This window comes from Dyadobacter luteus (assembly GCF_003383615.1).
Taxonomy (GTDB): domain Bacteria; phylum Bacteroidota; class Bacteroidia; order Cytophagales; family Spirosomataceae; genus Dyadobacter; species Dyadobacter luteus.
On record NZ_QNUL01000019.1, the window covers coordinates 67,468 to 90,042 of the forward strand.

The 22,575-nt window shown below is 42.6% G+C and carries 19 protein-coding genes; 10 read left to right on the forward strand and 9 right to left on the reverse strand.

Annotation, left to right across the window (positions count from 1 at the left end; all coding sequences use genetic code 11):
* Nucleotides 1–23 precede the first annotated feature (23 nt).
* The 9 genes from DSL64_RS20120 to DSL64_RS20160 all read left to right on the forward strand — a co-directional run bounded on the left by DSL64_RS20120 (nt 24) and on the right by DSL64_RS20160 (nt 11,546).
* Nucleotides 24–710: a response regulator transcription factor gene (locus DSL64_RS20120; protein ID WP_115832729.1), complete on the forward strand. Its 687-nt coding sequence runs from the start codon at nt 24–26 to the stop codon at nt 708–710.
* A 92-nt stretch (nt 711–802) separates the two neighbouring features.
* Nucleotides 803–1,042 carry a 50S ribosomal protein L28 gene (gene rpmB / locus DSL64_RS20125; protein ID WP_115832730.1) on the forward strand — a complete coding sequence of 80 codons (240 nt, stop codon included), beginning with the start codon at nt 803–805 and terminating at the stop codon, nt 1,040–1,042.
* Between the two features lie 77 nt (nt 1,043–1,119).
* A complete protein-coding gene (folK, locus tag DSL64_RS20130; protein WP_115832731.1) occupies nt 1,120–1,611 on the forward strand; it encodes a 2-amino-4-hydroxy-6-hydroxymethyldihydropteridine diphosphokinase in 492 nt (163 codons plus the stop codon).
* Between the two features lie 217 nt (nt 1,612–1,828).
* Nucleotides 1,829–4,204: a TonB-dependent receptor gene (locus tag DSL64_RS20135; RefSeq protein WP_115832732.1), complete on the forward strand. Its 2,376-nt coding sequence runs from the start codon at nt 1,829–1,831 to the stop codon at nt 4,202–4,204.
* A 9-nt stretch (nt 4,205–4,213) separates the two neighbouring features.
* Nucleotides 4,214–5,149 (forward strand): DUF4249 domain-containing protein, encoded by a 936-nt coding sequence (locus DSL64_RS20140; RefSeq protein WP_115832733.1) that lies wholly within the window; start codon nt 4,214–4,216, stop codon nt 5,147–5,149.
* Between the two features lie 86 nt (nt 5,150–5,235).
* Complete coding sequence (locus DSL64_RS20145; RefSeq protein WP_115832734.1) at nt 5,236–6,357, forward strand: DmpA family aminopeptidase; 1,122 nt, start codon at nt 5,236–5,238, stop codon at nt 6,355–6,357.
* An 83-nt stretch (nt 6,358–6,440) separates the two neighbouring features.
* Entirely contained in the window at nt 6,441–6,833 is a 393-nt protein-coding gene (locus tag DSL64_RS20150) for a hypothetical protein (protein ID WP_229217162.1), read from the forward strand.
* Between the two features lie 133 nt (nt 6,834–6,966).
* Nucleotides 6,967–9,957, forward strand: coding sequence for a protein translocase subunit SecDF (gene secDF, locus DSL64_RS20155; protein ID WP_115832736.1), 2,991 nt, complete (start codon nt 6,967–6,969; stop codon nt 9,955–9,957).
* Nucleotides 9,958–10,085: 128 nt separating this feature from the next.
* Nucleotides 10,086–11,546, forward strand: a complete 1,461-nt coding sequence (locus tag DSL64_RS20160) for an amino acid permease (RefSeq protein ID WP_115832737.1) — start codon at nt 10,086–10,088, stop codon at nt 11,544–11,546.
* Nucleotides 11,547–11,627: 81 nt separating this feature from the next.
* Here DSL64_RS20160 and lhgD read toward each other — a convergent pair whose 3' ends face one another.
* The 6 genes from lhgD to recQ all read right to left on the reverse strand — a co-directional run bounded on the left by lhgD (nt 11,628) and on the right by recQ (nt 18,886).
* The gene (gene lhgD, locus DSL64_RS20165) at nt 11,628–12,827 is read right to left on the reverse strand and encodes an L-2-hydroxyglutarate dehydrogenase (protein WP_115832738.1); all 1,200 of its coding nucleotides are present in this window, start codon (nt 12,825–12,827) and stop codon (nt 11,628–11,630) included.
* A 36-nt stretch (nt 12,828–12,863) separates the two neighbouring features.
* Complete coding sequence (locus tag DSL64_RS20170) at nt 12,864–14,063, reverse strand: anhydro-N-acetylmuramic acid kinase (protein ID WP_115832739.1); 1,200 nt, start codon at nt 14,061–14,063, stop codon at nt 12,864–12,866.
* A 64-nt stretch (nt 14,064–14,127) separates the two neighbouring features.
* On the reverse strand, nt 14,128–15,219 hold the full coding sequence (locus DSL64_RS20175) for a PSP1 domain-containing protein (RefSeq protein ID WP_115832740.1): 1,092 nt from the start codon (nt 15,217–15,219) through the stop codon (nt 14,128–14,130).
* A complete protein-coding gene (locus tag DSL64_RS29420; RefSeq protein ID WP_262512417.1) occupies nt 15,216–15,338 on the reverse strand; it encodes a hypothetical protein in 123 nt (40 codons plus the stop codon). The genes DSL64_RS20175 and DSL64_RS29420 overlap by 4 nt, the downstream gene beginning before the upstream one ends.
* Nucleotides 15,339–16,628: a phosphoribosylamine--glycine ligase gene (gene purD / locus DSL64_RS20180; RefSeq protein ID WP_115832741.1), complete on the reverse strand. Its 1,290-nt coding sequence runs from the start codon at nt 16,626–16,628 to the stop codon at nt 15,339–15,341.
* Nucleotides 16,629–16,678: 50 nt separating this feature from the next.
* Nucleotides 16,679–18,886, reverse strand: coding sequence for a DNA helicase RecQ (gene recQ / locus DSL64_RS20185; RefSeq protein WP_115832742.1), 2,208 nt, complete (start codon nt 18,884–18,886; stop codon nt 16,679–16,681).
* A gap of 94 nt (nt 18,887–18,980) precedes the next feature.
* Between recQ and DSL64_RS20190 the strand changes: the two genes are divergently transcribed.
* The gene (locus DSL64_RS20190; protein WP_115832743.1) at nt 18,981–19,958 is read left to right on the forward strand and encodes a KpsF/GutQ family sugar-phosphate isomerase; all 978 of its coding nucleotides are present in this window, start codon (nt 18,981–18,983) and stop codon (nt 19,956–19,958) included.
* Nucleotides 19,959–19,981: 23 nt separating this feature from the next.
* Here DSL64_RS20190 and DSL64_RS20195 read toward each other — a convergent pair whose 3' ends face one another.
* From DSL64_RS20195 to DSL64_RS20205, 3 genes are all read right to left on the reverse strand, one after another.
* Nucleotides 19,982–20,458 carry a DUF4293 domain-containing protein gene (locus tag DSL64_RS20195; RefSeq protein ID WP_115832744.1) on the reverse strand — a complete coding sequence of 159 codons (477 nt, stop codon included), beginning with the start codon at nt 20,456–20,458 and terminating at the stop codon, nt 19,982–19,984.
* Nucleotides 20,459–20,509: 51 nt separating this feature from the next.
* Nucleotides 20,510–21,820, reverse strand: a complete 1,311-nt coding sequence (rimO, locus tag DSL64_RS20200; RefSeq protein WP_115832745.1) for a 30S ribosomal protein S12 methylthiotransferase RimO — start codon at nt 21,818–21,820, stop codon at nt 20,510–20,512.
* Nucleotides 21,821–21,959: 139 nt separating this feature from the next.
* Nucleotides 21,960–22,574, reverse strand: a complete 615-nt coding sequence (locus DSL64_RS20205) for a PH domain-containing protein (protein ID WP_115832746.1) — start codon at nt 22,572–22,574, stop codon at nt 21,960–21,962.
* Between the last annotated feature and the right edge of the window lies 1 nt (nt 22,575).

Here is a 22,575-nt window from a genome sequence, read left to right on the forward strand (position 1 = left end):
AACTTTTAATACACTATAACGAATTGAAAAAGAAGATTCTATATGTAGAAGATGATCCCAATCTGGCGTTTGCCACGAAGGATAACCTGGAGCAGTTCGATTATGAGATTGTGCATGCCCAGGATGGGGTAGAGGCGCTGGATATATTTGGTAAGGAACATTTTGATATTTGTGTGCTGGACGTAATGCTTCCTAAAATGGACGGTTTTACGCTTGCAGAAAATATCAGAAAAGCGGACAGCCAGGTGCCGATTCTTTTTTTAACTGCCAGATCGCTGCTGGAAGATAAGATAAAAGGATTGCAGCTGGGTGGGGATGATTATGTTACCAAGCCTTTCAGTATTGAAGAGCTCCGGTTGCGTATTGATGTATTCCTGAGAAGAAGCAAGGCAGATCAGCCTGCTTCCGCGAAACCTGATTCTAACAAGGTAGGAAGGTATGTTTTCGACTTCCAGAAATTGACTTTATTGCTGGATGGGAGCGTGCAGACACTTACATTCCGGGAAGCGGAAGTACTCAAATATTTGGCAGACCGCCCCGACCAGGTAATCAAACGGGACGACTTACTGAAAGCCATTTGGGGTGACAACGACTATTTTATGGGAAGGAGTCTGGACGTTTTTATTTCCAGGTTACGTAAATACCTTTCGCTGGATTCTGACATCAAAATAGACAATATTCATGGTGTAGGCTTCCGTATGCGGTGGTAATCAGCTTTTTTTGCAAAATTTTTTAGGTAAAACTTGCGGTTCAAAAAAATAGTACGCATATTTGCACCCTCATTTGGAAAAATAGTAAGGTCATGGCTAAGGTTTGTCAAATATCAGGTAAAAGAACTCGTGTTGGAAATAACGTTTCCCACGCTAACAATAAAACTAAACGCAAATTCTTCCCGAATTTGCAGAAGAAGCGTTTCTTCCTTCCTTCAACTGGAGAATGGGTTACGCTTAAAGTAGCAGCATCTGCACTTCGAACCATCAACAAAAATGGTATAGAAGCTACTATTCAAAAATCTTACGAAAAAGGAACACTTACGTTCTAAGAAATTTACGAATTTATTGGAAAGGACTTCTCTCTATCGGGAAGTCCTTTTTTTCGTATTCTTTCATGAATCAATCAATGGAGCAATCAACTGGAAAGGTTTATTTACTTCTGGGTTCTAATCTGGGTGACAGGTCAAGAGTATTGCAACTTGCCATTGATCGCATCGGTGAGCGTGTTGGTAAAGTGGTTCGTGTTTCAGGAATATATGAAACAGCTCCGTGGGGTGTTGTTGATCAGCCTTCATTTCTGAATCAGGTAATTGCTGTAGAAACTCTGTATGCACCAGAAGAGGTGCTCAGGCTTGTTCTGGACATAGAGCATGAACTTGGGCGTGTCCGTTACGAACGATGGGGAGCCCGCGTAATTGATATTGATATCCTTTTTTATAACGACCTGATTCTGGATTCAGCCAGGTTAACAGTTCCTCATCCCCGCTTGCACGAGCGAAGATTCACCCTCATTCCTCTCGCTGAAATAGCTCCGGACTTTGTTCATCCCGTTTTTAACCAATCTCTTACAGAGCTTCTCGCTGCCTGTGCTGATGACAGTGAGGTAAATCCTTTTTGAGAAGAAATTTGATTTTTCTAATTGTACTGTAAAATTTCGGCTCTTCCGCTCATTCCACTTTTTCGGCACTTTATCATTTAATAATATCCTGCAAGGCTTTTTATGGCGTGTTTTACGTTGAGTTTTATATCCGATAAAATTATTTTTTTTTAGGGTATACGTCCTTTGGGTTGTCAAGGGATTGAAAAAGTCAATTTTACACCACCTAAAATGAGTCATGATTAACAAACTATTGAAGACCTGGCTGTGCGTTTGCCTCATATGCATCAGTCTCACATCATCCTTTGGGCAAGGAAAGCAAACAGTAAGTGGTTATGTGAAAGATGCGTCTAACGGAGAGGGCCTGATAGGTGTTTCTGTATATGTTCGCGAAGCCGAAACCGGAGTAGTAACCAATTCTTACGGATTTTACTCCATTACATTGCCGGCAGGAGATTACACACTGGTATACACCTACATGGGTTATCAGAAAACGAAGCAATCAGTTGCGCTTACTTCTGATAAGACTGTTAGCATTGAAATGAAAGATGAAAGCAATGAACTTGCTGAGGTGACTATTTCGACCAAAAAAGACGATGAAAATGTGAAAAGCATTGAGATGTCTGTCAATAAGGTGGAAATGAAAACCATCAAAAAAATGCCGGCGTTATTCGGAGAAGTTGATCTTGTACGTAGTATTCAGCTATTGCCGGGTGTAACTACTGTGGGTGAAGGTGCATCGGGTTTCAATGTTCGTGGAGGAGATGTATCTCAAAATCTGGTTTTGCTGGATGAAGCTCCGGTATATAATTCTTCTCACTTATTCGGTTTCTTTTCAGTTTTCAATCCTGATGCAGTTAAAGATGTGAAACTGATCAAAGGAGGAATTCCTGCGCAGTACGGTGGTCGTATTTCTTCCATTCTTGATGTAAGGATGAAGGAGGGTAATTCCAAAAAAAGAGAGATTAACGGAGGCTTAGGGACCATTTTCTCCCGCTTAACTTATGAGCAGCCATTTGCAGAAGGAAAAGGATCTTTCATTGTAGCGGGCCGCCGTTCCTACATCGATGTATTGGCAAAGCCATTCTTGAATAAAGACCTTAGGGATTCGAAATTCTACTTTTACGATCTTACCGGTAAGGTCAATTATCAGCTGGGCGACAAGGATACGTTTTATGCCTCGGGTTATTTTGGAAAAGATGTGTTTGGAGGTGGAGATTTTGCATTTGGCTGGGGGAATGCAACTGCAACTGCAAGATGGAACCACATTTTTTCGAGTAAGTTGTTTATGAACCTGACTGGTTTCTATAGCAACTACGACTATTCGCTCGGACAAAATGTAAATGATGATAGCGCAACTGATAAATTCGATTGGAAATCAAAAATTATCAGTACAAGTATCAAACCAGATTTTACATATTACCTGACTCCTAATAACCAGATTACCTTCGGTGGGCAATACATTCGCTACGACTCACGTCCCGGTACTGCCACAGCTATTTCAGAAGGAGAAGAGACTAACATCAGTCAGGAGCCTCGCTACGGTGATGAATGGGCATTGTACGCAGGAAATGAGCAAAAGTTAACAGACCGTATATCCTTGCAATATGGTATCAGATATTCCTATTTCAGAAGTCTGGGTCCCGGAACTGAATACGATTTTATACCTGGTAAAAAAGGAGAGCGGGAAACTCCGGTGATTCCGGGAAGAGAATATGGTAAAGGTGATGTGATTAAATCATATGGTAACTGGGAACCACGTTTTGCTGTAAACTTTGGCTTATCATCATCAACTTCGTTGAAAGCAAGCTATAACCGTACTTCTCAATATCTGCACTTGTTATCCAACACAGCTGCAAGTTCACCGCTGGATGTCTGGACATTGAGCTCTTCAAGAATAGCACCGGAAAAAGCGGATCAGGTTGCTTTAGGTTGGTTCAGCAACTTCAAAGAAAATACTTACGAAGCGTCTGTTGAGGTGTATTACAAAAAGCTATACAACCAGATAGACTATGTTCCGGGCTCGGAGTTGCTCCTGAATTCCTTCGTAGAAGGAGATTTGCTTTCCGGAAAAGGCCGTGCTTACGGAGCGGAGTTTTATGTAAAGAAAAACAAGGGAAAACTTACGGGTTGGATGAGCTATACGCTGTCACGTACCGAAAGACTTGTCGAGACGATCAACAACGATGAGTGGTTTCCTGCCCGTTTCGACAAACCTCATAATTTTACGGCAGTTGCAATCTATGAATTGAAAAAAAGACTTTCGTTGTCTGCCAACTTCACTTTTGCTACAGGTACACCGGCTACATTTCCAACGACGCGGTACTCTGTTGGGGATATTCCTGTAGGTGAGAATTACAGTGGCGCAAGAAACAACAGCCGCATTCCTGCTTACCACCGTCTGGATTTGGCGGCGACGCTTAAGTCAAAGAAAAAGCTGTTTGGTGTAGGAGAGGGCGAATGGGTATTCTCAGTGTATAACGCCTACAACAGGAGAAATGCCTTCTCAGTATACACCAGAGCTAATCCTGACACGCCACTTCGTACAGAAGCGATCCGTTATTCAGTAATAGGAAGTTTCATCCCGGCGATTACTTACAATTTCAAGTTCTAAATTTCAGCTATGAAAAAGCAAAATCATATATATATAATCAAGCATGCAGTATTGAGCGTTTTTTCATTATTCCTTCTTGCAGGTTTAACCAGTTGTGAGGATGTAATTGACCTCAATACGGCAACCGGTCCTACCCAACTTGTGGTTGACGGCTGGATTAATAATCAGCCCGGTAATCAAAAGATCAAGCTGACTTGGTCTGCCAATTACTTTGATAACTCGGCTCCGAAACCAGTACAGGGTGCGGAAGTGACTGTGACTGATAACCTTGGAAATGTATTCGTGTTTGAAGATCTGGCCAATGACGGCAATTACATCTGGAAAGGAACGGGTACTGATACGTTAGGTAAAGTCGGAAGGACGTATGCGCTCAGTATTAAAAATGGTGAAGATGTATACACCGCAAGCAGCGAAATCAAAAGGGTTCCTAAAGTTGACTCAGTAGTTTACCAAAAAGAAACGTTACCGTTCAATCCCGACAAAGGGCCGAAGGAAGGTTACATCGCCTCATTTTATGCACGTGACTTGCCGGGAGAGGGAGACAGATATTGGATTAAGCCTGTGGTGAGTGGAAAGATAGCGATTAGTAAAGCGTCGGATCTGACAGTCGCTTATGACGCAGGTCCGAGTGCAGGTGCTCCATCCGACGGACTGATATTTATTTTGCCACTGCGTCAGGCTATCACCCGGGATTCTCTTTATCTGGCAGGAGCATCCGTGGGAGTAGAGTTGCATAGCATTACACCGGAGGCATTTGAATTCATCAAACAAGTAGCAGAGCAAGGCTCTAACGGTGGATTATTTGCGACACCGGTTGCGAATGTAAAGTCGAATGTGACAAATACAAATCCTAACGGCATCAGACCATTGGGCTTTTTTGGAGCGACGGCAGTTAGCAGAATGGAAACAACCATTGATCCTGCCAAAGCACGGCCGGAAGATTGAACGAACTGAAAATATTAATAGAGCCACCTGTAACAATCTTGCAGGTGGTTTTTTCGTATATGAGCTAAAATGTTTTCCCTGATTCTATGAAAAGCCTTTCTGTGTTGATTTTCCTTGGTCTGGCAACCGTTGCACAGGCACAACAGCGTGCGCGCGAGTTGGGAATTAAAATGGGTGTTTTACCAACGGGTGCATTAAATGCAATTACCGATGTGGAAGGTGTCAAAGTAGGCCAAATTACTTTGCTGGAAGGGGAAAATGTACGAACCGGTGTTACTGCAATTTTACCGCATTCGGGGAATATCTTTCAGCAAAAAGTACCTGCAGCGATTTACATCGGAAATGGTTTTGGAAAACTGGCTGGTTATTCCCAAGTCGAAGAGCTGGGTTCTTTGGAAACACCGATCGTATTGACCAATACACTGAGTGTGCCTGTAGCCTCTGATGCATTGATTGACTGGACATTGGGGCAGGCAGGAAATGAAAATGTGCGGTCGGTGAATCCTGTGGTGGGCGAAACGAATGATGGTTATCTCAACGACATCAGAAGCAGGTATGTAAAAAAGGAACATGTATTGAATGCACTGGCTCAGGCCGTAGGAGGTGCTGTACAGGAGGGGAATGTAGGAGCTGGAACGGGTACTGTCAGTTTCGGATGGAAAGGTGGAATAGGGACGTCGTCGAGGAAATTACCTCAGAAGTTGGGCGGATATACAATAGGTGTTTTGGTTCAGACGAATTTCGGAGGCGTGTTGAAAATTGATGGTGTACCAGTTGGAGAAGAGCTGGGCCAATATGCCTTTAAGGAAGCATTGGATAAGTCCTCAGATGGATCCTGTATGATGGTCGTTGCTACTGATGCGCCTCTTGATGCTCGTAATCTGAAAAGGCTTGCGAAGAGAGTATTGCTCGGTTTGGCGCAGACGGGCGGTATCGCTGCCAATGGAAGCGGGGACTATGTGATCGCATTCTCAACTGCAAACCGGATTCTGCATGAAACGCCGCAAGCTACTTACGGAGCTACCTACCTTCACAACGATTATACTTCTCCACTTTTTATGGCCGCGATAGAGGCCACAGAAGAAGCGATTGTCAATTCATTGATGATGGCAAAAACCAGTTCAGGAACACAGGGACACAAAATAGAGGAACTTCCCAAGGACAAAGTACTTGAATTAATGGAGCGTTATGGGCGGCTGAAGAAATAGGCTCAGATTAAAATAAGTGCCTGATATTTGCGATTGTAATATTTTACATTAAAATTTGCGGTTTAGTAGAGAAACGACAAAACGTGCAGACCAGACGCTTTATAAATCAGGCAATTACTTTACTCATGGCAACCATGCTTCTGATGGTGGCCGGTGTGAGGTCGTGGGATGCAGAACAAACGTTTTTTAAGACCGGGAAAATCGCTCTTTCTGATATTGCCGGTGACGATGCAACCAAGGCTCCGGTGGGAGACCCGGTTGGCGATCAGGCGATGGTCAGTTCACTTTCTCTCAATGCAGTAATTACACCTGCAATTTCCTTCGATTTTTATCAATACTTTTATTTTCTCCCGTCTGCTATCTGGAGTTTCGAACCTAAAGAGGTCGTTTCTGAGGTAGCCTATGCTGAGACTACCTATCTGCTTTCCTGCTTCAACAGGATTTTTGGCCGGTATATAGTCACCAACGCTCCCTGATCATCGGGGTATCTCACTTTTGTTTATAGGTTTTATTTTGAATAGTAATTCGATAATACTATTCCTAGAATTATAGCAATTAGCATTTTGTGCTCTTCCAATCTTTGTAAATAACAATCAATTTATAATACCGATGACCAATAAAAATGGAGTAATTGGGTTAACCCTGGTGCTCGCCCTTATCAGTGTGTATTACCTTTCTTTTACGTTCGTTTCGCGTAATATTAAAGGTAAGGCAGAAACCTACGCCACCGGTGCCGATGGCAAAGTAGATGTTTCCAAAAAACAACATTACATCGATTCTCTGTGGAGAGAAGATGTATACCTTGGACAAACGCTTCAGGAAGTAATGGAACGCGAGCTTAGCCTCGGTCTTGACCTTCAGGGCGGTATGCACGTAGTGCTTGAAGTTTCTCCGGTAGACATTCTGAAAGGAATGGCGGGTGGAAATGCGCGTAGTGCAGCATTCCAGCAGGCGCTTAAAAAAGCAGGTGAAGATAAAAAAGCCAGCAACAGTACTTTTATTAACCTTTTTGTAAAGGCATTTAAAGAAGCTGCTCCTAACACAAGCCTTGCAAGTGTATTTGCCAACAGCGCTAACCGTGGAAAAATCAACAGTACTTCTTCGGACAGCGATGTAATCAAAATGCTGAATACGGAGGTTGATAGTTCAATCGAACGTGCTTTGCAGATTACTCAGGCTCGTATTGATAAATTTGGTGTAACCAACCCGAACATTCAGCGTCTGCCTGGTAAAAACCAGATTCTGGTAGAACTTCCTGGTGTTGATAACCCTGAGCGTGTTCGTCGTCTTTTGTCAGGTGCTGCAAAACTTGAATTCTCTGAAGTATACCTGACCAACGAACTGGCTTCAGGATTGGATCAATTGGGTAAATACCTTTCGAAGCAAGCAGAAATTGAAAAAGCATCCGCAAAAACTACCGCTACTACAACTGCAGCAGCTGCTACAGATACAACCAAGAAAACTGGATTGAGCGGATTGGCTGCTCAGCTTGAACAAAAAGGTGCCGATTCAACTCAGACTGATTCTTCTGCTTTGGCAGCTCAGAGTGCAGCGTTGACAAACCTGTTTGTACCAATGCCACAAGGTTTGGGCGTATACATGAAAGATACTGCACGTGCGAACGAAATCCTTGCTCGTCCTGAAGTTAGATCTTTCTTCCCTGCTGATCTTGTATTTATGTGGGATCGCAAAGGAATGGATGGAGCTAACAACCAATTGATCCTGCCTTTGTACTTCATTAAGAAAAGCAATGGCCAGGCTGCTATGGAAGGTGACGTGATCGTGGATGCAAATCATGACTACGATGACCGTGGCCGTCCGGAAGTAACGATGCGTATGAATGGTGAAGGCGCACGTAAATGGAAAACACTTACAGCAAGAAGCATTGGCCGTCCGGTTGCGATTATTATTGATAACCTTGTTTACACTGCTCCGACTGTACAGGGGGAAATTCCAAATGGTAACTCCAGTATCACTGGTAACTTCACAGTTGAAGAGACAAAAGATATGTCGAACGTGTTGAAAGCGGGTAAACTTCCTGCTCCGACGCATATTGTTGAAGAGGCTGTTGTAGGTTCTACATTGGGTGCTGAGGCTATCTCACAAGGTGTATGGTCTTCTCTGGTAGGTTTGGTGATCGTATTGGTATTCATGGTTGCATACTACAGCAAAGCAGGTTGGATCGCTGACCTTGCCCTGTTTATCAACCTTTTCTTCCTGTTGGGTATCATGGCTTCTTTGGGAGCGGTTCTGACTCTTTCAGGTATTGCGGGTATCGTGTTGACAATCGGTACCGCCGTGGATGCGAACGTACTGATTTATGAGGGTATTAAAATTGAGATTGAAGAAGGTAAGCCTTACAAACAGGCAGTAGTTGATGGTTTCAAAAATTCCCTTTCGGCGATCATTGACTCCAACGTTACAACCTTTCTGACAGGTATCATTCTTTACGTATTCGGTACAGGTTTGGTATTGGGTTTTGCTACAACGTTGCTGATCGGTTTGGTAACTTCGTTCTTCACAGCTGTATTTATCACAAGATTGATTCTTGAAAAACAAAGCGAAGCTGGTCACGTGTTTAAGTTCTATTCAGGACTGACTAAAAACTGGTTTAAGGATAACAATTTTGACTTCATCTCTCAGCGTCGTCGTTTTTATGTAATCTCTACCATCGTTATTATCATTGGTATTGGTTCGTTTATCTTCAAAGGATTCGGATTGGGTATTGATTTCAAAGGAGGTCGTTCTTATATCGTACGTTTCGAGCAGTCTGTAGAAACAGATGATCTTCGTGCTGCAATGGATGAAGTATTGGGTGCTCCAACCGAGATTAAAACTTACGGAGGTTTTGACCAGGTGAAAATCACAACTCCATATCTGATTGAAGATGTAACACCGGAAGCGGATAAACAAGCAGAAGCGAAAATCCTTGAAGGTGCTGCGAAATTGAAAGGAAATCCTGCTAAGATCGTGAGCTACTCGAAGGTTGGACCTACAATGGCTTTTGATACAATGATTTCAGCGGTATATGCCGTATTGCTTGCTCTGGCTGTAAACTTTGTGTACATCTTTATTCGATTCAGAAGACTTGCATTTAGTTACGGTGCTGTTGTGTCTCTGTTCCACGATGTAATTATCCTTCTGGCGGTTTACTCGCTGTTCAACGGATGGCTGCCTTTCTCATTGGATATCGACCAGGCGTTTATCGGTGGTATCCTGACGATGATTGGTTACTCAATGAACGATACCATCGTAATTTATGACCGTATCAGGGATTACATGAATGAAAACAAAAGCAAAGGTGAAAGTCTTTCAACGGTAATCAACAACGCATTGAACAGTACATTGAGCCGTACCGCCGTTACCGGTATTTCGGTAATTTTGGTACTTCTTGTACTGATGGTATTCGGTGGTGTTGTATTGAGAGGATTTACTTTCTGTATGTTGCTAGGGGTTATCGTAGGTACCTATTCTTCACTTTTCGTATCTGCACCTATCGTGGTTGACCTTCTGCAAAAAGACAATGCAAGGGAAGCACTTAAGATGGCGACTGACGAAGTTGCTCAGCCGGCAGCCAGTGGTAAAAAACTGAAAGCATAATAAATAAAGGATAATAGGGGGAAAGTACTTTACTTTCCCCCTTTTTTATTCTGCTATTGCGTATACTTAGCAAATTTTATTTTAGTTTTAAGGTACGATGGTCAAATAACTACGATAAATAACACTTTATGGCAAATCAACTTTGGCTGAAAAAGCCTATTGAGAAATTATTAAAAGAATCTACAGGAGAAGAAAATCAGTTAAAAAGGTCACTGGGCTCTGCAAGTCTTGTTGCATTAGGTATTGGTGCGATCATCGGAGCGGGTCTTTTTTCGCTGACAGGTATTGCTGCTGCGGAACATTCCGGACCTGCGGTTACTATTTCATTTATTCTGGCAGCAGTGGGATGCGGTTTTGCGGGTCTCTGCTATGCTGAGTTTGCTTCGATGATTCCTATTGCGGGTAGTGCGTATACGTACTCTTATGCAACCATGGGAGAGTTTGTAGCCTGGATTATCGGTTGGGATCTTGTGCTTGAATATGCACTGGGAGCCGCCACTGTATCTGTGAGCTGGTCACGTTACCTGCTCGAATTTTTAAGTAAATTTGATATTCACCTGCCAGCTCAGCTGGTATGCTCTCCTTTTGAAGTATTAAAGTTGAGCGATGGTACCATCATTGATAATGGTATCGTAAACCTTCCTGCAATCTTAATCGTATGTGCATTGTCCCTGCTCCTGATCAGAGGAACAGAAGGATCGGCTTTCCTAAACAACCTCTTAGTAGTATTAAAAGTGGCGGTAGTATTGGTTTTCATCGCTTTGGGATGGAGCCACATCGATCCACAAAATTATGTTCCTTACATTCCTGAGAACACCGGAAACTATGAAAACTTCGGATGGAGTGGAATCGCAACTGGTGCTGCCGTAGTATTCTTTGCATTCATCGGGTTTGATGCTGTATCAACTGCAGCTCAGGAAGCTAAAAATCCTCAGAAAGGAATGCCAATAGGTATTCTTGGTTCATTGATTATCTGTACAATTTTGTATATCCTTTTTGCTCACGTCATGACGGGGCTTGTAAATTATACAGAGTTTGCGAACGATGCTAAGCCTGCTGCCACAGCATTCGCTAAAACGGGTTATGACAGCCTTCAGACTGGCCTGATCATTGCTATTCTTGCCGGTTATACTTCTGTAATGCTTGTGATGCTTTTAGGACAAAGCCGTGTATTCTATTCTATGAGCAAAGATGGTTTGTTGCCTAAATTCTTCAGCCAGATTCATCCTAAATTCAGTACTCCTTACAAGACTAACCTGTTCTTTATGGCGTTCGTAAGCATATTTGCGGGACTTGTTCCTGTAAGTGATTTGGGACACATGGTAAGTATCGGAACATTGTTCGCATTTGCGCTCGTTTGCGTAGGCGTGTGGATGTTGCGCGTAAAGAGACCTGATCTTCCCCGCTCATTCCGCACTCCGCTGGTACCGTTCGTTCCAATCATGGGAATCGTGGTATGTGGCTATCTGATGTACTCATTGCCTATTGAAAGCTGGTACCGTCTGGCTATATGGCTGGGACTGGGATTAGCTATCTATTTCGGATACGGAAAGAAAAACAGTAAACTGGGAAAAGAGAGCGGTTTATAACTCATCGGAATTGACCATTGTGAAAATCGCCTCATTTGCATTGTGCAAATGAGGCGATTTTGTGTTGTAACAGGTCTGTTTCTAAACTCTTGCCAGCACTCTCTCGGAAATAGTTTGTCCGATTGACAGTGATGATGTAGCAGCAGGCGAAGGCGCATTACATACATTGATAGCACCTTTGTTCTCAATGATAGAAAAATCGTCCAGCAAACCTCCGTCATAGTCGCAGGCCTGGGCGCGAACGCCCGCTCCTCCGGGAATTAAGTCGTCTTCCTGAATATCGGGAATCAGCTCTTGAAGCGCTTTGGTAAATGCTGCTTTTGAGAAGGAACGGTAGTATTCTCCCATACCTGTCTTCCAGTATTTAGTAGCTACTTTACGGAATCCCGGCCATGCAAGAGATTCAAGCGTCTCAGATATATTGATGTCTGTCTTTTTATATCCTTCACGTTTGAAGGCGAAAACTGCATTAGGTCCCGCTTCAATACCTCCCTCGATCATACGGGTAAAGTGTACGCCGAGGAAAGGGAAATTTGGATCTGGTACAGGATAAATCAGGTTTTTAACGAGATGATGTTTTTCAGGCTTAATTTTATAATATTCTCCCCGGAAAGGAATAATTCGGACTTTGATTTTTTCTTCCTGGGTAAACTGAGCTACTTTGTCTGAGTACAAACCGGCGCAGTTGACGACCAAACGTCCCTGAAAAACCTTTCCTGATTCGGAAATAACTTCTGAGTGGGAACCCTGATTTTTGATAGCTGTAATTTTCTCTCCAAAGTGAATGTCTCCACCCGACTTCAAAAAGCATTCTGCATACTTTTCTGATACAGCTTTATAGTCAATAATACCTGTGTAGGGAACCCATATACCTTCTACCCCTTTTACATGTGGCTCTATTTCCTTGATTTCTCCGGCAGAGATCATTCTGTTTTTTACAAGCCCGTTTTGCATACCACGCTCGTACAGGTTGCGGAGTAAAGGCTTCTGTTCGTCGCTTGTAGCAACAACTATTTTTCCGCATAGGTCAAAAGGTACACCTTCCTTTTCACAGAAGTTGATCAACATTTCATATCCGCGGATGCAATTGGTGGCTTTGAGGCTTCCCGGTTTATAATATAGTCCGGAATGAATGACACCGCTATTGTGTCCTGTCTGGTGTTTTGCTACTTCGTTTTCCTTTTCTAAAACGAGTACCTTAAGGGAAGGTTTTTGCTCCTTGACACGTAACGCTGTGGCCAGGCCTACTATTCCTCCGCCGATTACAATAATGTCGTACATGAAATGTATAAAATCTGTTTAAAGTAAATGGTTAAACTAACCGGGAAATGATATTTTGCCCATAGTAACGAGAGGCACTCCGCTACTCGACTTGAAAGTATCACTTGTTCCCGCTACGGCTTCATTGGCGAGAACTGTAAACAGCACGGCTTCTTTGGCATCTCCTGATATGCCCAGGATATCAAGAGGTTGTAAAGTGAAATCAGGCAATTGTTCCTGAATTGCTTGCATCAGCACAGGGTTATGGGCTCCGCCTCCACTTGCAAAAATATGATATGCTTCGCGTTTGTTGACGATTTTTTTAATGGCATCTGTGATCGTGTCCGCACTGAAACGTGTAAGAGTCGCGATCAGGTCGGCTGATGGGATTTCTGAAAGTCCGGCTTGTGTTATTGCATTCTCCACATAGGTTATGCTGAATACTTCGGGACCCGTGGTCTTAGGAAATGGTGCTTCAAAGAAGGACAAATTTTTAAGAGCAATTAATAAGGCTTCATTTATATTTCCCTGCCTTGCAGTTTCTCCGTTATGATCATAAGGTTTGTCAAAATACTTTCTCATAAATGCATCAATGAGCGCATTTCCTGGGCCTGTGTCGGTGGTAAAAACCGGCTGATTACTTATTTCAGGATCCGGGAGAATGGTAAAGTTGGCAATTCCACCCATGTTGAGCAAAATGCGGCTTTCCCCTTTTTTTGAGAAAAGAAAATAATCTCCGTATACGGCTAACGGAGCGCCTTCACCACCAGCGGCAATATGCTTTTGCCGAAAATCACTCAAAGTAATTATGCCTGTTTGAACTGCAATGTGATCACCATCGCCGATCTGCAATGTGGCATTTGGAAAACCAGGTACTTGATGCTGATTACTCGGTGCATGATAAACCGTCTGCCCATGGCTGGCGATCAGATCAACATCCTCAGCAGCAACGTTCCAGGATTTCAGGCATTCCAGAATCATTCTGCCATGTTCAATGCCTACAAATGGATTGAGAACACACAGATGCTGAAAGTCAATTTCTTTCTTTGCGAATATTTTGCGTATCTGATCCCGAAAATTTTCAGTGTAAGCTACAGTTGAAAACTGCTCCACATGAACGCGGGTATTCGTGCCACTCTTTTCGATGTTACACAAAGCTACATCAAGTCCGTCAAGAGATGTGCCGGACATAAGCCCGATGATCTTTCTGGAGCTTTTATTGGCTATAGAATGCAGCTTTTCTACGTGCTGTTTCATAGGAAGAATTGGATAAATAAAAAGTCAGGGTTTGAAGAATACTTCTTTGCCTGACTTTTCTTTTTTAACCTGCCTTCGTTGGGGAAGGAGCTGCTTGTGGTTTGTTATTATTGCCGTTGCGGTTCCGCGGCTTATTCTTTTTCTTTTTCTTCTTTTTCTGTTCTTCGCTGTATTTACGATCCAGATTTTCAAGGTCGCTGTTCAGCTTTTGCGGCACTTTTTCTGCCGCAGGAGGTTCCGGCGTCAGAATTTCGAGCGACTCAGGAATAATATTGTTTTTGTTGAGTTCAACAATTTCCAATACTTTACTGATCGTTACCGGATACCAGTTTGTGTCCTTTTCGAAACCAAACCACATGATCTTCTTGAAAATATCTGTTTTCTGAAGCGTGGCAATTCCCTTTTTGGTCTTTAACGGAGCATCCACTGTGGGAATGTCCCTCAAAGCATCAATATAGGTTTCCAGCTCGTAATTGAGACAGCATTTCAATCTTCCGCATTGTCCTGAAAGTTTTGCAGGATTAAGCGACAGATTCTGATATCTGGCAGCTGAAGTCGAAATATTCTTGAAGTCGGTTAACCAGGTTGAACAGCACAGTTCTCTTCCACAGGATCCTAATCCACCTAAGCGGCTGGCCTCCTGTCTGAGGCTGATCTGCCGCATTTCGATACGTACCTTAAATTCCGACGCTAGAGATTTGATAAGTTCGCGGAAATCAACCCTTTCTTCCGAAGAATAGTAGAAGGTTGTTTTGGTATTGTCAGACTGAAATTCCACGTCAGAAAGCTTCATATTGAGCTTCATCTCCCGGATAATCTCACGCGTACGGTACAAAGTCGGCATTTCACGTGCCATTGCCTGTGTATGCTTGTCGAGATCCTTTTCGTTGGCAACTCTGTATATGACGTGCAGATCATCATTGATTACTACACCCTTACGTTTCATTTGCAGCCGGACAAGTTCACCCTGCAGAGATATCGTTCCGATGTGCTGGCCAGAAGCCATTTCGCACACAACATAATCTCCGGTAATGAACTCCAGCTGATTTATATTTCTGAAATACTCTTTTCTTCCTCCTTTGAACTTAACTTCTACAACATCAAAGCGCTGACTGGTCGGAACATCCATATTGCTCAACCAGTCAAATACGTTCATTTTATTACATCCACCTGTTCCACAGGTGCCGCTACTTCCACATCCGGATACTGCCGACCCACCGGTACTGCATCCTCCGGACGAACATGATCCACATCCCATAGTGTAATTCTCCTCATCTAATCGTTATAACGAATTAAATCCATACCAATGTCGTGCCTGAAATATTTGCCTTCATATTGAATCACCTGCGCAGCGCGCTGAGATTTATGAACTGCGTTTTCAAGAGAATTTGCCATGCCTGTCATAGCCATTACGCGTCCTCCATTCGTTACGACTTCGGTATTTCCATTGAAGGTAGTGCCGGCATGGAAAAGCTGAACATCTTCCACCTTTTCACTTCCGGTAATAACCTTCCCTTTTTCATAATCGCCTGGGTATCCACCTGATACCAGCACAGTGGTGACTGCCACCTGAGGCGAAATTTTTATATCAAAATCATTTAAAGTTCCCTTTGCAGTTGATGCCATCAGCATCGCAAAGTCAGATTGTATACGTGGTAATACCACTTCAGTCTCAGGATCACCCATGCGTACATTGTATTCAATTACATACGGCTCTCCTTTGATGTTCATTAAACCGATGAAGATGAATCCTACATACTTGATTCCTTCACTATTCAACCCGTGCAAGGTAGGCTTAACTACTTTTTCCTCTACTTTACGGAGGAAGTTGCTGTCGGCAAAGCTAACCGGAGAAACGGCACCCATTCCACCAGTGTTAAGGCCGGTATCGTTTTCGCCAATTCTCTTATAATCTTTGGCTTCAGGCAATATTTTATAATTTTCGCCATCTGTCAAAACAAAAACAGACAGCTCAATTCCTTTCAGGAATTGCTCTACAACCACCTTGTTTCCGGCTGCACCAAACTTACCGTCTACAAGCATCTCATTAAATGCTTCTACTGCTTCAGCATGTTTTTCAGCAATAATCACCCCTTTTCCTGCTGCCAGTCCATCTGCTTTCAAAACGATCGGGAGGGGCAACGTTTCAAGGTATTCCAGTCCGATTGCCAGTGAATCAGCTGTAAATGTTTTTGATGATGCAGTTGGAATTCCATACTTCTGCATGAAGTTTTTCGAAAAATCCTTGCTTCCTTCAAGCTGAGCTCCTGCTTTATTAGGACCTATCAGTTTGATTTTTGACAAGTCAGCCCTTGATTCAAAATAATCAACGATTCCATTAACGAGAGGTTCTTCAGGTCCAACGATGATCAGTTCAATATTATGCTCCAGAGCTGCTTTTGCAACGCCGTCAAAATCGTTGTATGAAACAGGGATATTGACGGCAACCAACGCTGTTCCGGCATTTCCGGGAGCTACAAACAAATTATCACAAAGGGTGCTTTGAGCAATTTTCCAGGCAAAAGCATGCTCTCTACCTCCTGAACCTAATATAAGTATATTCATAGTAAATTATAAATTTTGTCAAACCTTCGATACCACTGTTTCAGGTATAATTAGTTTGCCAATTCGGATAAAAACTTAATTCTCACCAATCTTAATTCCTCTTCAGGGATTTCATCATCTGAAAACTCATTGAGCGCCGCTGCAATATTATCAGTTTCTGCCGTCATAAAATAATCATAGATATCTTGCTGACGGTCGCGATCAATAACCTGATTGATGTAATAATCGAGATTTAACTTGGTGCCTGAGTAACAAATATGTTCTACCTCTTCGATGATTTCCGACAAAGCCAGATTTTTGACTTCGGCAATCTCATCAAGGCTAACTTTCCTGTCAACCTGCTGAATGATGTAGATTTTTATTTTTGATTTATTAACGGTCGATTTGATGACTACATCTTTCGCCGTCTCTATTTCATTCTCTTCAACGTACCGCGTGATCAGATCAATAAACTGGCGTCCGAATTTCTGTACCTTACCCATCCCGACTCCGTTGATCTGAGCCATTTCCTGCTGTGTGGTAGGATAGGTGGTAGCCATTTCTTCCAGCGACGGATCCTGGAAAATAACAAAAGGAGGAAGATTTTTCTCTTTCGCAACTTTCTTACGGAGTGCTTTAAGCATACCCAGTAAAGCTTCGTCGTAAGCGTGAGCGCTTCCGGTACCAGCTTCCTTTTCTTCGTCTTCAGCTTTTACCTCTTCTTCTTCGAAGTTGTGATCCTTTTGAAGTGTTACAGGATAAGGATCGTTGAGATACGCACGGCCCTTTTCGCTGATTTTGACAACACCGTAATTCTCAACATCTTTTTCCAGATAATTCAGAATGACAAGCTGACGGATGGCAGAAATCCAGAAGTCTTTCGACTCATTAAGTTCAAGTCCCTTGCCGTAAACATCCAGTTTATCATGCTCGTAACTCTTCACATATTGGTTATCCGTTGCCGTAATCAAATCTGCAATGTGCTCACCATCAAATCTTTGTTCTGTCTGGTAAACTGCATTGAGTATCAATACAACCTCATCCTGCACTTTTGACTTTTCAGTTGGTTTTACGCAGTTGTCGCAAAAGCCACAATCCTTGTCAAGATACTCTCCGAAATAGCTTAATAATTGTCTACGGCGGCAAACACCGAGTGTGGAATAGGCAACCATTTCATTCAGTAAATGGCGTGCATTATCGCGCTCTGTTACGGTTTTGTCCTTATTGAATTTCTCCAGCTTCTGAATGTCGTCATAGCTGTAGAACATCAGACAGTTTCCTTCCAGTCCATCGCGTCCGGCTCTTCCCGTTTCCTGATAGTATCCTTCCAGAGACTTGGGAACATCGTAGTGAATCACAAACCTTACATCCGGCTTGTCGATCCCCATACCGAAAGCGATTGTGGCAACGATTACGTCACATTCTTCATTCAGGAAAGCATCCTGATTAGCCATTCTTGTATTACTGTCAAGTCCGGCGTGGTACGGCAGCGCACGTACATCGTTCACTGAAAGTAACTCGGCTACTTCTTCAACTGTTTTCCGGCTCAGACAGTATACAATACCCGATTTTCCCTTGTTGTTACGAACGTAGCGTATCAGCTGTTTTTTGGTATCCTTTTTAGGACGGATTTCGTAGTAAAGATTTTTTCTATTGAATGAGGATTTAAAGGTTTCTGCTTCCTCCATCTGGAGGTTTTTACGAATATCCTGCTGCACTTTTGGGGTGGCAGTGGCAGTTAAAGCAATAATTGGCAGGTTACCAATATTCTCAATAATGCCATAAATTCTTCTGTACTCAGGACGGAAATCATGGCCCCATTCTGATATACAGTGAGCTTCGTCAATAGCAACGAAGGAGATTTTTGCTTTCTTTAGAAAATCCAGATTGTCCTCTTTGGTAAGAGACTCAGGAGCAATGTATAACAGTTTTAAAATTCCGTCCAACGCGTCATTTTTTACGCGTGTCATTTCACCCTTTGTAAGTGTGGAGTTAAGAAACTGAGCATTAATACCAAAAGCAGTTAACTGGTCTACCTGATTCTTCATCAGGGCAATAAGCGGAGAAATAACAATGGTTAACCCATCACTTACAAGAGCTGGTAGTTGATAACAGAGCGATTTGCCTGCTCCGGTTGGCATAATTACAAACGTATTCTTTCCCAGGAGAATGTTTTGAATGATTATCTCCTGCTCCCCTCTGAACTGACTATATCCGAAAATTTCTTTAAGTCTTTCTTTTAACGTGTCTAAAACGACAGTATCAACCTTTTTTACCATACTCTGTCAACAAAATGGTTATCCCAAACTTCTCTATCTTTGTTTTTTGAAATGAATAATTACAATTGGTCCCCAATAAAACTGTGTTTCAGATTTGAAATTACTAAAAAATATTCAGTCCATAGCAAAAGAAGTGATACTGAAAGAGGCTGTAGCAGTTCATAATCTGGTTGAAAGGATTGATGAGGAATTTGAAAAGTGTGTGAACCTCATTCTCAACTCAGGAGGACGGGTTGTGGTATCTGGAATCGGCAAGAGTGCAATTGTAGGACAGAAGATTGTCGCGACGTTGAATTCGACCGGAACTCCTGCTCTTTTTATGCATGCCGGAGATGCTATTCATGGTGATTTAGGAATGATACAACACAATGATGTTGTAGTCGTAATATCGCGTAGCGGGGATACACCTGAGATTAAAGTGCTTATTCCGCTGTTGAAAAGGACTGGTGTGAACATCATTGCTATGCTTAGTAACCGGGATTCTTATCTGGGAAGAAATGCGAATTTAGTTTTACACGCTTTTGCTCCTGAAGAGGCCGATCCGCTCAATCTCGCGCCTACAACCAGCACTACTGTCACCATGGCATTGGGTGATGCACTGGCGATTTGTTTGCTCGAAGCACGGGGTTTCACACAGGAGGATTTTGCCAAATATCATCCGGGCGGTTCGTTGGGTAAGCGTTTGTACCTGAAAGTTTGTGATATTTATCCCAACAACGCTCTCCCGGTTGTTTCAGAAAATGCCACACTCCACGAGGTTATTCTTGAAATTACATCTAAGAGGCTTGGGGCGACTTCTGTTGTAAGAGCAACGGACGGCTCGATGGCTGGCATTATCACTGACGGCGACCTTCGCAGAATGCTGAATGAACATTCAGGTGTAGTTTTACCCGGATTAACGGCTGCTGATATCATGACAGTGAATCCTATTTCAGTCGGGCCTGACGAGTATGCTGTGAACGCATTGGAAATTATGCAGTCCAAATGTATAACTCAGGTTGTAGTTGTTGAAAACAACCAACTGCTTGGTTTCGTGCACCTTCACGATCTTTTGAGAGAGGGCCTTGTATAGCAGCCCTCTCATCTTTCTTTCTCTTAACGGAATCTGTTGGATTGTTGTACTGCTTTTTCGTCTTTACGTATAAAGCGATTGGCAAAAACATTGGAGAGCATAGAAGCCATCAATCCGTAAAATCCGATTTCATAATTTCCGGGATTCCCTTCATCAAAAAGCTTTGCTGTGGTGTAATAGGTGTAGTAAATCACTAAGCCTATGATCACAGTCATCAGAATAGAATTAACCGCACAGAGTGCTGATTGCAAAACCCTGTTTTTAAAGCTTAAAATGGCATAGGCTGATACAATCGCCACCAGGATCGCAAGGATGATAAAAAAGTAAATAGGTTTTACTTCAGATTGTACCGGATTAAGCTGATGTATCAGTTTAAGCGCATTCAGTTCAGCATGTTGGTCGCCTGCTGCAGATACTTTTGTCCAGATCGGGAAGGAAAGAAAAAGGCCCATTCCGATAATTGTAATTGCTAAAAATATGGTTTGAATTCTTTGTAACATCTTGAAATAAATGAATTTGGCTATATTGGATTGGTTATTACGATTCAGTAATCAGGAGATTACATCTCCATAAAGATCGAACTCCTCTGCATTGTTGATTTTAACATTAGCGAAATCACCCAGACGAACATACTGAGTTGCCGGAACGAGCACTTCGTTGTCCACCTCAGGAGAATCCGACTCGGTACGGCCAATGAAATGTCCTCCTTCTTTTCTGTCAAACAATACTTTGAAAGTCTGTCCTATTTTCTGCTGATTCAGTTCATAAGAAATACCTTGCTGCAGTTCCATAATGGCGTCAGCGCGTTCCTGCTTGATTTCCGCAGGTATATCATCAGGCATGGTATAAGAATGCGTATTGTCTTCGTGCGAATATTGGAAAGCGCCGAGCCTGTCAAATCGCATTTTTTCAACAAAGTCATATGTTTCGTCGAACAATGCTTCAGTTTCACCCGGGTGACCGACGATGAGCGTTGTCCGCAAAGTAATTCCCGGAACCTTTTCGCGGATAGAATCGATCAGCGTTTCTGTTTTTTCTCTCGTAATCCCTCTTCTCATAGATTTCAGAATCTCTGTAGATCCTGTTTGAAGTGGCATATCAAGGTATTTACAAATGTTGCTGCGTTCGTTCATCACGTCCAGGATATCCATCGGGAATCCTGCCGGATAAGCATATTGTAATCTGATCCAGTCAATTCCTTCCACATCCGATAAATGTGCCAGCAATTCTGATAGATTACGCTTTTTGTAAATATCCAGACCATAATAAGTAAGATCCTGCGCAATCAGAATAAGCTCTTTAGTACCCCGTTTTGCAAGTGATTTGGCTTCTTTAACCAGATCTTCAATGGAGCGGGAAACGTGTCCGCCACGCATGAGTGGAATGGCACAGAAGCTGCAAGGTCTGTCGCAACCTTCAGCAATTTTCTGATAAGCATAATGCGTAGGAGTTGTAAGCAGACGTTCCCCAACTAGCTCATGCTTGTAATCGGCCTTTAGGGTTTTGAGCAGGCGAGGCAGTTCATTGGTTCCGAACCATGCATCTACAGTTGGAATCTCCACTGAAAGTTCATCCTTGTAACGATGAGACAAACAGCCGGTAACATAAACTTTATCCACCATTCCTGCGCTTTTTGCATCAGCATAGCGCAAGATGGTATTGATGGATTCTTCCTTCGCATTGTCAATAAACCCGCAGGTATTAATTACAACGATCTGAGAATTATCCTTTTTAGATTCGTGGTCCACATCGAAGCCGTTCCCCTTTAGTTGGGTATACAGGACTTCCGAGTCAACCAGGTTTTTGGAACAACCTAGTGTAACGATGTTGACTTTGTTTTTTACTATTCCTTTGGTTTTCATTATGTGATTGCTGATAGCCGTCAGCAATAGGCTATCAACATGTTATGTTTTTCAAATAAACCGGCAGGCTTTACTTACAAGTAATTGATATTGAGTAAGCAAAACGGGCAGCAAAGATCGGCAAATTGAACAGGAAATTCTATTTTATGTAAGGAAATAGTTTAATCGTCTGCTGAATGGGGATTTTCTTGAAATATTCATGTATGACCCAAAGACCAGGCATACGGTCTGTGAGGATGAATTTTTCTCCATTGTTGAGATGGTAGATAAAATGGGTGAAGCTATTTCTGGAATCATTAGTGACGATCGTTAAGCTCTCAATAGTGTCTTTTTTGAGAGTAACTTCTTTACCTGCTATGTCTAACTTAATCTCATGTTTGTCAGGTACAGAAGTGATCACCACATCTTTTGTAAACTTCCAATAGTTGTGTATGAGTAAAATGTTGTGTGCGGACAAAAACGTCAATGCCATGAACATAGTTAATAGGAGCATGAAACCAATCCACGCGGCACTTCCTGAAGAAGAAAAGTTCATGGTAAAAAGGAAGTATAGGAATATACCGGCCAGTGCCAAAAATGAGTAGGAAAACACATAATCAAATCCTAAAAAATAGCTTATTGCCGATTTTTTATAAACCCGTTCCACTTTAAGCGGAGAATTGTCTCCGTAAGTATCTCTGGCAGCGAGATAAAGTTTCCAGATACCCCAAGCTGCAAAACCAAATACAAAAAGAAAGATCAAAAGCACGTCCATA